General features: G+C 38.1%; 12 protein-coding genes and 1 riboswitch. Of the genes, 6 read left to right on the top strand and 6 right to left on the bottom strand.

Annotation, left to right across the window (positions count from 1 at the left end):
* Window positions 1-4 precede the first annotated feature (4 nt).
* Together FH508_RS18490 and pckA are read right to left on the bottom strand one after the other, a co-directional pair.
* On the bottom strand, window positions 5-964 hold the full coding sequence (locus FH508_RS18490; protein WP_173477623.1) for an alpha/beta hydrolase: 960 nt from the start codon (window positions 962-964) through the stop codon (window positions 5-7).
* 103 nt (window positions 965-1,067) lie between these two features.
* Window positions 1,068-2,654: a phosphoenolpyruvate carboxykinase (ATP) gene (gene pckA, locus FH508_RS18485; RefSeq protein ID WP_173477622.1), complete on the bottom strand. Its 1,587-nt coding sequence runs from the start codon at window positions 2,652-2,654 to the stop codon at window positions 1,068-1,070.
* A gap of 202 nt (window positions 2,655-2,856) precedes the next feature.
* Window positions 2,857-2,975: riboswitch (SAM riboswitch) on the top strand.
* Between the two features lie 254 nt (window positions 2,976-3,229).
* Between pckA and metK the strand changes: the two genes are divergently transcribed.
* Window positions 3,230-4,426, top strand: a complete 1,197-nt coding sequence (gene metK / locus FH508_RS18480) for a methionine adenosyltransferase (protein WP_139860749.1) — start codon at window positions 3,230-3,232, stop codon at window positions 4,424-4,426.
* 292 nt (window positions 4,427-4,718) lie between these two features.
* On the opposite strand, the gene FH508_RS18475 is transcribed toward metK, so the two are convergent.
* A complete protein-coding gene (locus FH508_RS18475; RefSeq protein WP_139860748.1) occupies window positions 4,719-5,231 on the bottom strand; it encodes a gamma carbonic anhydrase in 513 nt (170 codons plus the stop codon).
* Window positions 5,232-5,366: 135 nt separating this feature from the next.
* On the opposite strand from FH508_RS18475, the gene FH508_RS18470 reads away from it, so the two are divergent.
* Complete coding sequence (locus FH508_RS18470; protein WP_173477621.1) at window positions 5,367-6,173, top strand: alpha/beta hydrolase; 807 nt, start codon at window positions 5,367-5,369, stop codon at window positions 6,171-6,173.
* Between the two features lie 129 nt (window positions 6,174-6,302).
* Window positions 6,303-7,811 carry an alanine/glycine:cation symporter family protein gene (locus FH508_RS18465; protein ID WP_173477620.1) on the top strand — a complete coding sequence of 503 codons (1,509 nt, stop codon included), beginning with the start codon at window positions 6,303-6,305 and terminating at the stop codon, window positions 7,809-7,811.
* 751 nt (window positions 7,812-8,562) lie between these two features.
* Here FH508_RS18465 and FH508_RS18460 read toward each other — a convergent pair.
* A complete protein-coding gene (locus FH508_RS18460) occupies window positions 8,563-9,141 on the bottom strand; it encodes a tRNA 5-(aminomethyl)-2-thiouridylate-methyltransferase MnmM (protein ID WP_173477619.1) in 579 nt (192 codons plus the stop codon).
* Complete coding sequence (locus tag FH508_RS18455; RefSeq protein WP_173477618.1) at window positions 9,138-10,094, bottom strand: tRNA modification radical SAM protein MnmL/YtqA; 957 nt, start codon at window positions 10,092-10,094, stop codon at window positions 9,138-9,140. The genes FH508_RS18460 and FH508_RS18455 overlap by 4 nt, the downstream gene beginning before the upstream one ends.
* A gap of 294 nt (window positions 10,095-10,388) precedes the next feature.
* On the opposite strand from FH508_RS18455, the gene FH508_RS18450 reads away from it, so the two are divergent.
* The 3 genes from FH508_RS18450 to FH508_RS18440 all read left to right on the top strand — a co-directional run bounded on the left by FH508_RS18450 (window position 10,389) and on the right by FH508_RS18440 (window position 13,935).
* Window positions 10,389-11,579 (top strand): MDR family MFS transporter, encoded by a 1,191-nt coding sequence (locus FH508_RS18450; protein ID WP_173477617.1) that lies wholly within the window; start codon window positions 10,389-10,391, stop codon window positions 11,577-11,579.
* 131 nt (window positions 11,580-11,710) lie between these two features.
* Window positions 11,711-12,058 carry an ArsR/SmtB family transcription factor gene (locus FH508_RS18445; RefSeq protein WP_173477616.1) on the top strand — a complete coding sequence of 116 codons (348 nt, stop codon included), beginning with the start codon at window positions 11,711-11,713 and terminating at the stop codon, window positions 12,056-12,058.
* A 95-nt stretch (window positions 12,059-12,153) separates the two neighbouring features.
* Window positions 12,154-13,935 carry a SulP family inorganic anion transporter gene (locus FH508_RS18440; protein ID WP_173477615.1) on the top strand — a complete coding sequence of 594 codons (1,782 nt, stop codon included), beginning with the start codon at window positions 12,154-12,156 and terminating at the stop codon, window positions 13,933-13,935.
* Between the two features lie 45 nt (window positions 13,936-13,980).
* On the opposite strand, the gene FH508_RS18435 is transcribed toward FH508_RS18440, so the two are convergent.
* Window positions 13,981-14,544: a transposase gene (locus tag FH508_RS18435; protein WP_173477614.1), complete on the bottom strand. Its 564-nt coding sequence runs from the start codon at window positions 14,542-14,544 to the stop codon at window positions 13,981-13,983.
* Window positions 14,545-14,568: the final 24 nt, after the last annotated feature.

The following is a 14,568-nucleotide window of genomic DNA, read 5'->3' as shown; positions in this document are numbered from 1 at the left end:
GCACTTATTCGTTTACGTAGACACTTAAGAAGGTTTGAATTGTTTTCCAATATGTTGCTCCTGCGACATTTTCAGCTCTACCGTGTCCAGCCCCTTCAACTAGTAATTTTTCTTTTGGCACATTGGCAGCTTCATAGACTTCATCTAGCATTGAAGAAGGCACGAATGTGTCAGAACTACCATGGATAAACAGCATCGGTGTTTGTGATTTAGCTACTTGTTTTACTGTATCGGCTTCACCAAGCGTATAGTCTGCTTTGATTTTCGTTACAGCTGAAGCAAAATTCATGATTGGAAATGCAGGCAGATGGAAGATTGCTTTAAGCTGATACGAAAATTCGCCCCAAACAGAAGAATAGCCACAATCCTCAATGATTGCCTTTACATTTTTAGGTAATTTTTCGCCAGACGCCATCATCACTGTGGCGCCGCCCATCGACACTCCAAAAAGGACAATTTCAGCATCATTATTTAATTGCACCGTATTGTCAATCCATGACACGACATCTAAGCGATCATGCCAGCCCATTCCGATATAGTCTCCTTCACTTTTGCCATGGCCTCTCGCATCAGGAATAAGTATATTGTAGCCCATGTCGTAAAAGTGTTTTGCATACTTGGTCATCTGTAAACCATCACTTGAATATCCATGGAAGATTAGGGCCCATTTATTTGAATCATTTTGATTTTTAATGGAATAAGCATGTAGCTTAAGTTGATCGAAAGATGGAATCGTTGTCTCTTCGTAATGACTGTTGAACCATGTTTCACGAGCTTCTTTCTCTTTCACTTCATTCGGATTAGAATCAATTAAATTATGTGGGGCATCCAGAACGGCTGTTTTATCAGATTGCGGATTTAACGCCAAGTTATAAAAGTAATTGCCTGCAATAAATCCAGCTCCAATAAACAACACGACTAATGATACTAGGATGCCAACTAGTATTTTGTATTTTTTTTTCATATGTATCCTCCAATACTATCCAAAAAATGAACATTTGAAGATTATTTTTTATAGAAATGGGTAAAAAAAAGGGAACGAATAAATCGTTCCCTTAGTCGCATTATTATTTTAATGGACCACCAAGTTTAGTGATTGCTTCAGAAACGTTTGAGAATTTCTTGAAGTTATCATTGAATAAACCAGCAAGTTCTGCAGCTTTTACATCATAAGCAGCTTTGTCTGCCCAAGCATCGCGAGGGTTAAGAACTTCTGAAGGTACACCTTCAACTGCTGTAGGGATGTGTAAGCCAAATACAGCGTCCTGTGTCGTTTCAACATTGTTCAGTTTGCCATCGATTGCAGCACGTACCATTGTACGAGTGTATGAAAGCTTCATACGGCTACCTGTACCGTATTCGCCACCAGTCCAGCCAGTGTTTACAAGGAATACTTGTGCGCCATGCTCATCGATTTTTTGACCTAACATTTCAGCATAAACAGTTGCTGGAAGTGGAAGGAATGGAGAACCGAAACATGTAGAGAATACTGGCTCTGGCTCTGTTACACCACGTTCAGTACCTGCTAGCTTCGAAGTGAAACCACTTAGGAAGTGATACATTGCTTGTTCTTTTGTTAATTTACTGATTGGAGGTAACACACCAAATGCATCAGCAGTTAAGAAGACGATTGTTTTTGGATGACCTGCAACAGATGGATCAACAATATTTTCAATAAATTGGATTGGGTAAGCAACACGTGTGTTTTCTGTTAATGAAACATCATCGTAGTCACAAACACGAGTTTCAGGATCTACAGCTACGTTTTCTAGAACAGAACCGAAGCGGATTGCGTTATAGATTTCAGGTTCTTTTTCAGCAGAAAGGTTAATTGTTTTTGCATAGCAACCACCTTCAATATTGAATACGCCGTTGTCAGACCAGCCGTGCTCATCGTCACCGATTAATTTGCGGGCAGGGTCAGCTGATAAAGTTGTTTTACCAGTACCAGATAAACCGAAGAATAATGCCACATCGCCAGCTTCACCTACGTTTGCTGAACAGTGCATTGATAGGATGCCTTGTTGTGGTAGTAGGTAGTTCATAATGCCGAAAATAGATTTTTTCATTTCACCAGCATATTCAGTACCACCGATTAGGATGATTTTCTTTTCAAGTGATACAATAATGAAAGTTTCAGAAGATGTACCATCGATAGCTGGATCCGCTTTAAAGTTAGGAGCTGAAATAACTGTGAATTCAGCAACATGAGAAGCTAATTCTTCTTGTGTTGGACGGATAAATAATTGATGGGCGAAAAGATTGTGCCAAGCATATTCATTGATTACTTGGATGCTTAATTGTGAATCTTTGTCAGCACCAGCAAAACCTTTGAATACGAATAATTCGTCACGTTCTTTTAAGTATTTAACTACTTTTACATATAAGTTATCGAACACTTCCGAAGAAATTGGTTGGTTTACTTTACCCCAGTCAATTTTATCTTTTGTGCTTTCTTCTTCTACCGTATATTTATCTTTAGGTGAACGACCAGTGTATTTGCCAGTTTCTGCACGAACTGCGCCATCTACTGTTAACATTGCCTCACCACGAGATGTAGCTTTTTCCGCTAATTGTGGTACTGAAAGTTGAACGTTAATGTTCCCACCGTTTAATAATTCCTTCAGTTCGTTTGCAATTTCTACTGAATTCATCGATTAAATACCATCCTTTTTTATAATATTCCCTTGAGTTTGAGGGAGTTTTTCTTAATTTCAAAAATAGTATAACACAATTGCTTTAATAATCTATACTAATTCAAAAATTATTTTCGTGTTTTAAATAACTTTCAACAAAAAGTCATAAAATAATTGACAACGTTCGACCTTTTACGTAAGATGAGGAATTGAACGGATACTCTTATCCCGAGCTGGTGGAGGGTCAGGCCCTGTGAAACCCGGCAACCTGCATGAACTATTTCACGACATGCGCTGGTGCCAACCTGATGCAAGGGGAAAACCCTTGAACGATAAGAGTGAAAGGTTACGAAGTCATTATTCCTTTCCTCATGTAAAGACGTGAGAAAAGGATTTTTTTTATTTTCATAATGAATGTAAAGGTAAGTATATACAATTCTTTCCTTATTATAATGACGGATCTTTCGAAATCCTCATGTTAAAAGCAACAACGGCTTGAAAGTTCTATCCTTCAGGAGCGAACTTGACATGGGTAATGAGTACCGTATTAATTTCGCAAATGCTATTTGTAAGAGTAATAGGAGGAAAACCAAATGACAAACCGTCGATTGTTTACATCAGAGAGTGTAACAGAAGGACATCCTGACAAAATTTGTGACCAAATTTCGGATGCCATTTTAGATGCCATTTTAAAAGAAGATCCAAATGCACGTGTAGCGTGTGAAACAACTGTAACGACAGGATTAGTACTAGTAGCAGGAGAAATTACTACTTCTACTTATGTAGATATTAAAGGTATCGTGCGTGATACTGTAGCAGAAATCGGCTACACACGCGGTAAATATGGCTTTGATGCTGAAAACTTAGCAGTACTAGTAGCAATTGGTGAACAATCACCAGACATTGCCCAAGGTGTAGACCAAGCATTAGAAGCGCGTGAAGGTTCTATGACTGATGCAGATATTGAAGCAATTGGTGCAGGTGACCAAGGATTAATGTTTGGTTACGCTTGTAACGAAACACCTGAATTAATGCCTTTACCAATTAGTTTAGCGCATAAATTAGCTCGTCGTTTAACAGAAGTTCGTAAATCAGGTGAACTAGCATATTTACGTCCAGACGGTAAAACACAGGTGACAATTGAGTATGATGAACACAACATCCCAGTACGTGTCGATACGATTGTTATTTCAACACAGCATGATGAAGAAGCGACATTAGAGCAAATTCAATCAGATTTAAAAGAGTTAGTAATAGCTCCTGTAGTACCTAGTGAGCTATTAGATGCTCAAACAAAATATTTCATTAACCCAACAGGTCGTTTTGTTATTGGTGGACCTAAAGGAGATGCTGGTCTTACAGGACGTAAAATCATCGTTGATACATACGGTGGCTATGCACGTCATGGTGGTGGAGCATTCTCTGGTAAGGATGCTACAAAAGTGGACCGTTCTGCTGCATATGCAGCGCGTTATGTAGCTAAAAACATTGTTGCTGCAGGTTTAGCAGAACGTGCTGAAGTACAACTTGCTTATGCCATTGGTGTAGCACAACCCGTATCAATCGCAGTAGATACATTTGGTACAGGAAAAGTAAGCGAAAGCGATATCGTAAAATGGGTTCGCGATCTATTTGATCTACGTCCAGCAGGCATTATTAAAATGCTTGATCTACGTCGCCCAATTTATAAACAAACGGCAGCTTATGGTCACTTTGGCCGTACAGATTTAAATGTGCCTTGGGAAAATACGGACAAGGCAGATGCTTTAAGAGAAAAAGCAGGTCTATAAGCAATGGAAAGGGGCTACTTCATGGCCCCTTTCTAACTTGCTTCAGCATTCATACCTCACGTTTAAAGGTTGGGTTTGAATGCTGAAGCAAGTTACAGATTTTTGAAGAGCTTGTCAAGCATACAAAAAATCTGGACGGCAATTATGGATAGGCGTAAATGATTGCAAAAAAATTCGCGTCTTTCCGTTTACAGTTGGAAGGAAATCGCGAATTTATTTTTTATCCTGTATAAATGTGTTTTTACAAGAGCACCTACGCCTATATCGGCAGCCCTCGTATTTAGGGCATCCATTATTTTTGAAGAGATTTGTAATATTGACCTTTTTCGGCGTATTCTCTAACGATACGTTCCATGTCTTCTTTATCTTCAGCATTTAATTCACGTACGACTTTTGCTGGACGACCTAATGCTAAGCAATTAGGAGGAATGACTTTACCTGGAGGTACAAGACTACCCGCACCAATAAAAGCACCTTCTCCTATCTCTGCCCCATCCAACACGATTGATCCCATACCTATTAATGCATTTTTTCGAATTGTACAGCTATGTAAAGTTACTTGGTGTCCAACTGTTACTTCATCTTCGATTATTAATGGATATTTTGGACTCTGATGTAGACAGCAAAGATCTTGGATGCTTACTCGTTTACCAATTATTGTTGGCGATACATCGCCTCGAATAACAGTATTAAACCAAATAGTGGTTTCGGCACCAATCGTTACGTCACCAGTAACGGTTGCATAGTCAGCAATAAAAACCGATGGATCGATATTAGGGGTCTTGTCTTTAAACGGATAAATCATGCTAAACGCCTCTTTTCTTTCTTTGATGTAGTATTATCGTATCAAATGCGCAATTTTATGCAAATATAATTTTATAATGACGAGAATATTTCGTTATAATCAGTGTGTAACTATTTAATTAGGAGGACTATGTGAATGTGGAAATGGGAAGCTGATGGACAAGCGAAGGCTGTGATTGCTATTGTTCACGGTGCTTATGAAAATCACCGTTGGTACGCATGGCTTATTGAAAAACTCAGAATGGAAGGCTTCCACGTAGTCATGGGGGATTTACCAAATCATGGGGCAAATGCAAAACTATCACGAGTCCATGATGAGGACTTTAAAGAGTATAACAAATATACAAGGCATTTAATTGAAAATGCTTTTTCATATGATTTGCCAGTGTTTTTAATAGGGCATGGACTAGGAGCAACGTTATTATTGCATACAATGCATAAGAGAAAATATGAATGTGCAGGTATTGTTTTAACTTCGCCTTGGCTACATTTGAAACTACAGCCTGGTAAGTTATCAAATGCATTAACTAGCTTAAGTGCTTTAACGGCAAGTGTTAAAATGACACACGATATTTCTTTTGACAAATTAACGCGCAGTATTGAAGGCAGAGAGGAAATGAGGGACGAGTTTCCTTTTAAGTCAGTTATATCAGTGAAGTGGTATCGCGAACTCCAGCAAATGATGCGCAATTTAGCCGTCATGCCTAAAGCAGAATTTCCGAATACGCCTATGCTTATTATGACTGGCGAAAAAGATAGTATTACGGAAACGAGACAAACACGTAATTGGCTACATCAGCAAGAGTTTGCAGAATTCCAATTTAAGGAATGGGCAAAATGCTACCATAATCTATTCCATGAAATAGAGCGTGAAGAGATTTTTGTCTATATCCGAGATTTTGTTAATAATGCCTTGCGTAGAATTGGATATATAATTCAATAGAATGTTTCCCCTTCGAAAAATATTGTTGAATAAGATGTATAGTAACTTAAAAATAATGTTGTAATTTTCAGAAAAATGTAATACTATAATGTCTTAAAGTAAGAATATTCATATTTTGGGAGGGGTAAAATGGAAGGTATTGTAAGTTTTCTGAACAGTATTTTATGGGGACCGTGGTTTATTTATGGTATTTTATTGATTGGTTTATTCTTTTCGATTATTACACGGTTCCTACAAGTAAGACTCATTAAGGATATGTTCGTCTTAATGTTTAAAGGAGAAAAATCGGAAAAAGGAATTTCTTCTTTCCAGGCAATGTCGATTGCATTATCAGGCCGTGTAGGTACAGGTAATATTGCTGGTACGGCAACTGCAATCGCAATGGGGGGGCCTGGTGCAATTTTTTGGATGTGGGCAATTGCCTTCATTGGTGCTGCGACAGCTTATGTTGAGTCGACATTAGCACAAATTTATAAAGAAGAGAAAGATACCGAATACCGTGGTGGTCCAGCCTTTTACATTGAGAAAGGTATGGGGCAAAAGTGGTTTGCGGTAATTTTTGCGATTGCTGCGTTAATTGCAATGTTAATATTAATGCCTGGCGTTCAATCAAATGCAATTTCTGTTGCTGTTGAAAACGCTTTCGGAATGGATCCTTGGATTACAGGAATTATTATTATTGTATTATTAGGTGCCATTATTTTCGGTGGGGTTAAATCGATTGCAAATGTTGCACAAGTAGTTGTACCGTTCATGGCTTTAGCTTATATTTTAATGGCAATTGTTATTATTTTCATGAATATTTCTCAAGTACCTGCTGTATTTTCTTTAATTTTCTCTAGTGCTTTTGGTGCTCAAGAAATATTTGGGGGTATTATTGGTTCAGCAATCGCTTGGGGGGTTAAGCGTGGGATTTATTCAAACGAAGCTGGTCAAGGAACTGGAGCGCATCCAGCTGCAGCTGCAGAAGTTTCGCATCCCGCTAAACAAGGTATTGTGCAAGCAGCTTCTGTGTACATTGATACATTATTAGTTTGTTCAGCTACTGCATTTATGATTTTATTTACAGGTATGTATAATGTTCAGAATGAAAATGCTACTGAAGGTACAGATCCATTTATTTACGTTGGGGAATTTAATCAAAACGGTCTTACAGGAGACGAACAAATTACGTTTGCGAAAAGTATTAAAGAAGGTGCTGCGTATACACAATATGCAGTGGAAACTTCATTGCCAGGGATTGGTTCAGAATTCGTAGCGATTGCATTATTCTTCTTTGCATTTACGACAATCATGGCGTATTACTATATAGCGGAGACGAATGTGGCCTATTTATTCTCAGGGCAAACCGAAAAGATTTTTATTTGGATAGCTAAGATTGCCTTTTTAATTGCTACATTTTATGGAACGGTTCGTACATCGGACCTTGCATGGGCAATGGGGGATGTTGGCTTAGGTTTAATGGTATGGATTAATGTTATAGCTATCTTAATAATTATGAAACCTGCGATTCTAGCATTAAAAGATTACGAGAAACAGAAAAAAGAGGGCAAAGACCCTGTATTTGATCCTCGTAAACTAGGAATTAAAGGTGCAGATTTCTGGATTGATTACAATGATAAACGAAAAAATAAATAATGGATAAAAAGGGTCCTCTCATGAATGAGAGGACCCTTCAGACTGTAGACAAACTCGAAAAATTTCGAGTTTGCCTACAGTCTTTTTTCATTTTAAAATAAAAATAGATGTCTACTGCCGTTGATTTCTGCTACGTTCGGGCGCTTTCCGCGGGCACACACGTAAGCCGCAACCCTCGCTAACGCGCGGTTTGTTGCGTCTTACGTTCTGTGCTTTCCCGCAGGAGTCGCCCGCCCTTCGCTCCAATCAACTAGTGTCAACAAGCTCTTTCGAAAGGAAAGTTAAAATACAGTACAATTATCGCACCCATAAATATATCTGCTAGTCGTCTACTTTTATCATTAAATAACCTTAGAGGTTTACTGCCGTTGATTTCCGCTACGGGCGGTCGCTTTGCGCGGGCACATCGTAAGCCGCAACTCTCGCTAACGCGCGGAATGCCCGCGTCTTACGTATTGTGCGTTCTGAGCAGGAGTCGTCCGTCCTCCGCTCCAATCATTTCGTATCCAATCCTCAGCTCTAATCAATTGTACAATATCAAAAGGATAAAAAATTGACAAAAGTATCAGGAGTCACCTGTTTAATGTCTTTTGTCTATGATTTGATGAATAAGTAGAATGCTATCATATAAGACATCTAGCTAAAGTTATATAAAAACAGTATTTTCTTTATTAAAAAGTATTCCATCATAATTCTTTTTAATTCTGAAAAAAAAAGCCCGAAATTTCAAGTTCGGGCTTTTGTATCAGGGTTAATCGGTAGGTAAGTCTTTCATTTTTTCTAGGGCAATAACAAATGGTGGATCGTTTTGTTGGTTTAGAAATTCGTATTTTAACACATGTACATTTTTTTGTGGTAAATGACTGACAAATTCAATAACCGCGTCTCGTTCTTCTTTGCCACCCTGATGACCATGGTAGATAACAAGGACAATTAAGCCTCCGATTTTAAGGAGTTGTAGTAAATCTTTAATCGCTTGTATCGTAGTATTCGGTTTTGTCACGATATCATGATCACTACCAGGTAAATAGCCAAGATTAAAAATTGCAGCAGCTACTGGCTTTTGCACATGTTTGTTAATATTTTCGTGCCCAGTATGTAGCACTAGGGCGCGGTGCTCTAATGCGTTATCTAGCAGACGATGCAAAGTAGCGTCGACAGCACTTTTTTGCACATCAAAAGCATACACTTGTCCGTTATCACCAACAAGCTGTGCTAAAAATAATGTGTCATGACCATTTCCTGCTGTGGCATCTACAACTGTATCGCCTTCTTGTATCGTATTTACTAATAAATGCTGAGCATATTGTAAAACTCGTTGAAGCTTCATTTTGTTACCTCAGCATTATAAAATTTACCTTGCCAACTGCCACGTCGTTCTAATTCCGCATCAATCCCATTTAGTACTTCCCATTTATTCACACTCCACATCGGTCCAATCATTAAATCGATTGGTCCATCACCTGTTATACGATGAATAACCATTTGGGGTGGCAAGATTTCTAACTGATCGGCTACTAATTTTGTATAAACATCCTGGTCTAAAAATTCTAGCATACCTTTTTCATATTGTTTGACCATTGGTGTCCCTTTTAATAGGTGAAGTAAATGAATTTTAATGCCTTGGACATCGAGCTTAGCAACTGCGCGGGCAGTTTCCATCATCATGTCATAGTCTTCAAGTGGCAGACCATTAATAATATGAGAACATACGCGAATCCCATGTTTACGCAGTTTTTCAACACCTTCCACATATGTTGCATAATCATGTGCACGATTAATGAGATTTGCTGTTTTTTCATGAACTGTTTGAAGTCCAAGTTCTATCCATAAATAAGTCCGTTCGTTTAGTTCAGCTAAATATTCTACAACATCATCTGGTAGGCAGTCTGGACGTGTCGCAATTGAAAGTCCTACTACACCTTCTTGTGCTAATGCTGCTTCAAATTTCTCTTTTAAAACAGGCAGCGGTGCATGGGTATTTGTATACGCTTGGAAGTAAGCCATATACTTGCCATCTTTCCACTTTTGATGCATTTTGTCACGGATTTCGGCGAACTGCACATCAATTGGGTCTACCTTATTACCGGCAAAGTCTCCTGACCCTGCAGCACTACAAAATGTACAACCCCCAAATGCAACGGTACCATCACGGTTTGGGCAATCAAAGCCTGCATCGAGCGCTACTTTAAATACTTTGTGGCCGAACTGATCCCGTAAATATCGATTCCATGTATAATATCTTTTCCCCTCTGTGGGAAAAGGAAAGTTTATTTCTGTCATGTATTTCACTCCTCTAACGTTATATTTTATCATGTGTGTCAGGTTCCGTCATGGATAAGAATTTTAATATGGAAGTATAGTTGCATTGCAAGTTTATTCACTTAAATAACCACTGTATTTCTAGTCGAGAGGAAAGTACATATAGCTCTGTTATAGCCAGAGCGCAATGCAGAAAAATGTATATTCAAAAAAGGAATATTTTATGAAGAAAAGGTAAATTTATTTTCCTTGTACTTTTTTATTTTTCAGCATAAACTAGCTATTTAGAGAAACGAAATAATGGAGGTCAAGAATATGCCAAAAAGTGTTTGGTTTTTAATTATCGGTATGCTTGTGAACACGACGGGCAACTCTTTTTTATGGCCTTTAAATGCCATTTATATGCATGACTACTTAGGAAAGTCACTAGCAATGGCTGGCTTTATTTTAATGTTAAATTCAGCTGCAGGTGTGTTAGGGAATCTTTTAGGTGGCTATTTATTTGATAGAATTGGTGGCTACAAGTCTATTATGCTAGGTATTCTTTTAACAGTTGCCTCGTTAGTCGGCTTAACGATTTGGCATGGCTGGCCTCATTATGTGTGGTTTTTAACCGTACTTGGTTTTAGTGGAGGCATTGTATTTCCAGGTATGTTTGCACTAGCAGGAGCTGCTTGGCCTGAGGGCGGACGTAAAGCGTTCAATGCGATTTATTTAGCTCAAAATGTTGGGGTTGCTGTTGGTCCCGCATTAGCTGGAATTGTTGCAGATTATCAATTTGATTATGTCTTTGTTGTCAATTTAGCAATGTATATTTTATTTTTCTTTATAGCGTTGATTACATTTAGAGGAATAGATTCAGAAAATATTGCACTGAAAAATGTAGTAAGTGAGAGTAAACGCATTACAAATAAAGCACCATTTTACGCCCTATTAATTTTAAGTATTTCTTCCGTATTATGCTGGCTTGCGTATTCACAATGGAGTGCGACGATTTCATCGTATACGCAAGATTTAGGTTTAGGATTAAAACAATATAGTTTACTTTGGACTATAAATGGACTACTAATTGTCGTTGGGCAACCTTTAATCGCGCCACTTGTGAGACGTTGGGAGCATCAAATAAAGAGACAGCTAGTATTTGGTATTACGCTCATAGCAGCATCATTTGGAATTATAGCATTTGCTGAAGATTTTAAAATGTTTGCAGCTGCAATGGTCGTATTAACATTTGGCGAAATGTTTTATACACCAGCGTTACCGACCATCGCGAATCAGCTTGCACCAAAAGGGCGCGAAGGTTTCTACCAAGGAATTATTAATAGTGCGGCAACAGCTGGCCGTATGATAGGTCCTTTATTTGGTGGGATAATGGTCGATCAGTTTGGTATGATTGCGCTTGTTTCTATTTTAGTTGTCATCGTATTAATAGGTATCTTCCCATGTTTAATGTATGACCGACCATTACTTTCGAGTGGCAGGCACGCAAACAATTCTGAAAATTAAAGACTGTTTTTAGTAAAGCGAATGTAAATCATTCGCTTTTTATTTTTGGGATTGAAATCAACCTCACAAAAAGATACAATCATACATATTCAAATATTTGAATATGTAAATATAATAATGGGGGGATTAATGTGGAAGAAGGGTTACAACAGTTTAAAGCCGATTTTTTTAAAGCTTTAGCACACCCGTTACGAATTAGAATTCTTGAATTATTGGTGGATGGTAAGAAAAGTGTGAACGAGATTCAAAGTTGTCTTGAAAAAGAGGGCTCAGCGGTGTCACAGCAACTAAGTGTATTACGGGCAAAAAATATTGTGTATGGCACGAAAGAAGGGAAAAAAGTTTATTATTCTTTAAGTGATCCGATGATTGTTGAGTTGCTGCGTGTTGCCAAAGACATTTTTAACAACCATTTAATTCATACAATTTCAAGATTAGAAGAAATGACCGTCAGTGAAAATGATGAAGAGATGATATAGGGTCATATTTTTATTCCCCCTTAGAAAACAGCCTAGTATGAAAGAAACACGGTCTGGATTCAAAGAATTTATTATTTCGAAGGGAAGATTACTGTATGAAATCACTGTTTACGGGGCGGTATGAAGGGTATTCAGCTGATCATTTTAAAAAGGATTTATTGTCTGGAATTATTGTTGGTATTGTTGCAATTCCTTTAGCAATGTCATTTGCCATAGCTTCTGGTGTAAAACCAGAGTACGGTATTTATACAGCATGTATTGCAGGCATACTGATTTCACTATTTGGTGGTTCGAAATATCAAATTGGTGGACCTACTGGTGCTTTTGTGCCCATTTTATTAGGAATTGTATTATCATACGGCTATGAAAATCTATTGATTGCAGGGTTAATGGCGGGTGTTTTGCTATGCTTAATGGGCATTTTTAAGCTTGGCACTCTTATCAAATTTATTCCACGTCCTGTAACGATCGGATTTACTGCTGGTATTGCGGTTATTATTTTTACGGGACAAATTGCAAATTTTTTAGGGCTGACCAATATTACGCGGCATGAATATTTTATCGCAAATATGAAAGAGCTCTTTCTGCACATCGGTACAACAAATTATTATAGTATTTTCATAGCGATCATTTGTCTTGTAATGATACTAGTGACACCGAAAGTTTTTCCGAAAGTACCTGGCCCATTAGTAGGCATTGTAGTTTCGACGCTTGTTGCTAGCTTCTTTTTTTCGGGACAAGTTGCAACAATTGCTACAGCTTACGGTCAAATACCAAATACATTACCAGAGATTAAAATACCTGAAATTACGTTAGAGCGATTGCAATTATTAATAGGGCCAGCATTTGTCATCGCTATGTTGGGGGGGATTGAATCTCTTTTATCGGCGGTCGTTGCGGATGGTATGACTAATAGTAAGCATAATAGCAATCGTGAGCTAGTAGGGCAGGGCATAGCGAATATCATTACACCTTTATTTGGCGGAATTCCTGCTACAGGGGCCATTGCGCGTACGGCAACAAATATAAAAACGGGTGCAACATCCCCGATGTCAGGTATTATTCATGGTGTTTTTGTATTAGTAACGTTGTTGTTATTGGCACCTTTTGCATCGCATATTCCGTTAGCTAGTATGGCACCAATTTTGATGGTCGTTGCGTGGAATATGAGTGAACGGAAGCATTTCGCACATATTGTGAAAGCGAAATCAGGAGATTCACTTGTTTTAATGATTACATTTTTACTTACGGTTTTCACTAGCCTAACGGTAGCTGTAGAAGTAGGACTTGGTTTGGCAGTTGTGTTATTTGTTAAACGAATGAGTGAAAAGTTGGTTGTAGATAAGGTTTTACCAGACCATACAAAAAACAATGGCAAAGTACAGCCGCATGTTGTCAATCAAAAGCATGATTGCCCTCAAATTAGTATTTATTCAATTGAAGGACCGTTATTTTTTGGTGCAGCACAAACATTTGAGCAAACATTGCTACATTCAATGCAAGTTCATCCAAAAGTTTTAATTTTGCGTATGAGTAAAGTGCCTTTTATGGATTCTACTGGGGAGTCCTATTTTAGCAATATTGTTCAAAGCTTTAAAATGCAAGGTGGCACTGTGTTAGTAACGGGTATCCATGAAGAATTAAAAGGGGCACTGTTACGAAATGGTCTATACGATCTAATTGGAAAAGATAATTTCTATGAACATACAGGCGATGCTATTAACAGGGCATTGAAGGATTTGGATATGAACAAATGCTACGGATGCAAACATTTTGCCTTCCGTGAATGTGTAGACCTTTCCTCAAGCGACCCTCGAGTGACAGGCACAGAAAAAATTCTGACAATTGAAGTTGGTTTGAATAAAAGCTCCACATGATGAATTTTCATGTGGAGCTTTTTTTAGTTTGTGTTGCAAAAACAATTACTCGTTTTGTTGAACCTCGCAATATTGACAATAGCATGGAGAGTGAAACTGTGAGGTTTGAAGTATACAATTTTTGAGAATACTCGTATTAAGAAATGGGTAATCTGGTGATGTATTATGCTTATAGTGATGATAGGAGCTATATGGATAATCCTCCATGTTGTCAACAATAGGAGGTGCTGTTGAAATAGGATTGCGGTGGATATAGCGGCTAACACTGAGCATATCTAGTTGTGAGGGAACAAGATCTGCAAAGTAGCGACTCTCGTACAGATGACCGCAATATTGATATTTCTTTTTAAAGTAATTACTGTAACGCCAATTGATGATCGCCATCAATTTCCCTAGTGGAACATCCTTTGACTGAATCAGAAGATGGTAGTGGTTAGACATAAGGCAATAAGCGACAATGCTAAAAGTGTGTTTTTGATAAGCATATTGCAGTATACGAAAAAAAGCATCGAAATCAGCAACATTCAAAAAAATCATTTGACGATTGTTACCACGCATAACAACGTGATTATAATGATGTGGAGACCAAAGTCGTTTTTTTCTTGGCACACAATACTACCTCCTTTGTCGTTT

The organism is Lysinibacillus sp. CD3-6, assembly GCF_006351725.2.
Classification (GTDB): domain Bacteria; phylum Bacillota; class Bacilli; order Bacillales_A; family Planococcaceae; genus Lysinibacillus.
Note: the sequence above shows the minus strand (reverse complement) of the source record. Positions and strands in the feature narration are given on the sequence as shown.

Bases quoted from the DNA above. Each gene is read 5' to 3' on its own strand.
- FH508_RS18490 (WP_173477623.1), bottom strand. From the start codon at position 964: ATGAAAAAAAAATACAAAATACTAGTTGGCATCCTAGTATCATTAGTC.
- pckA (WP_173477622.1), bottom strand. From the start codon at position 2,654: ATGAATTCAGTAGAAATTGCAAACGAACTGAAGGAATTATTAAACGGT.
- metK (WP_139860749.1), top strand. From the start codon at position 3,230: ATGACAAACCGTCGATTGTTTACATCAGAGAGTGTAACAGAAGGACAT.
- FH508_RS18475 (WP_139860748.1), bottom strand. From the start codon at position 5,231: ATGATTTATCCGTTTAAAGACAAGACCCCTAATATCGATCCATCGGTT.
- FH508_RS18470 (WP_173477621.1), top strand. From the start codon at position 5,367: ATGTGGAAATGGGAAGCTGATGGACAAGCGAAGGCTGTGATTGCTATT.
- FH508_RS18465 (WP_173477620.1), top strand. From the start codon at position 6,303: ATGGAAGGTATTGTAAGTTTTCTGAACAGTATTTTATGGGGACCGTGG.
- FH508_RS18460 (WP_173477619.1), bottom strand. From the start codon at position 9,141: ATGAAGCTTCAACGAGTTTTACAATATGCTCAGCATTTATTAGTAAAT.
- FH508_RS18455 (WP_173477618.1), bottom strand. From the start codon at position 10,094: ATGACAGAAATAAACTTTCCTTTTCCCACAGAGGGGAAAAGATATTAT.
- FH508_RS18450 (WP_173477617.1), top strand. From the start codon at position 10,389: ATGCCAAAAAGTGTTTGGTTTTTAATTATCGGTATGCTTGTGAACACG.
- FH508_RS18440 (WP_173477615.1), top strand. From the start codon at position 12,154: ATGAAATCACTGTTTACGGGGCGGTATGAAGGGTATTCAGCTGATCAT.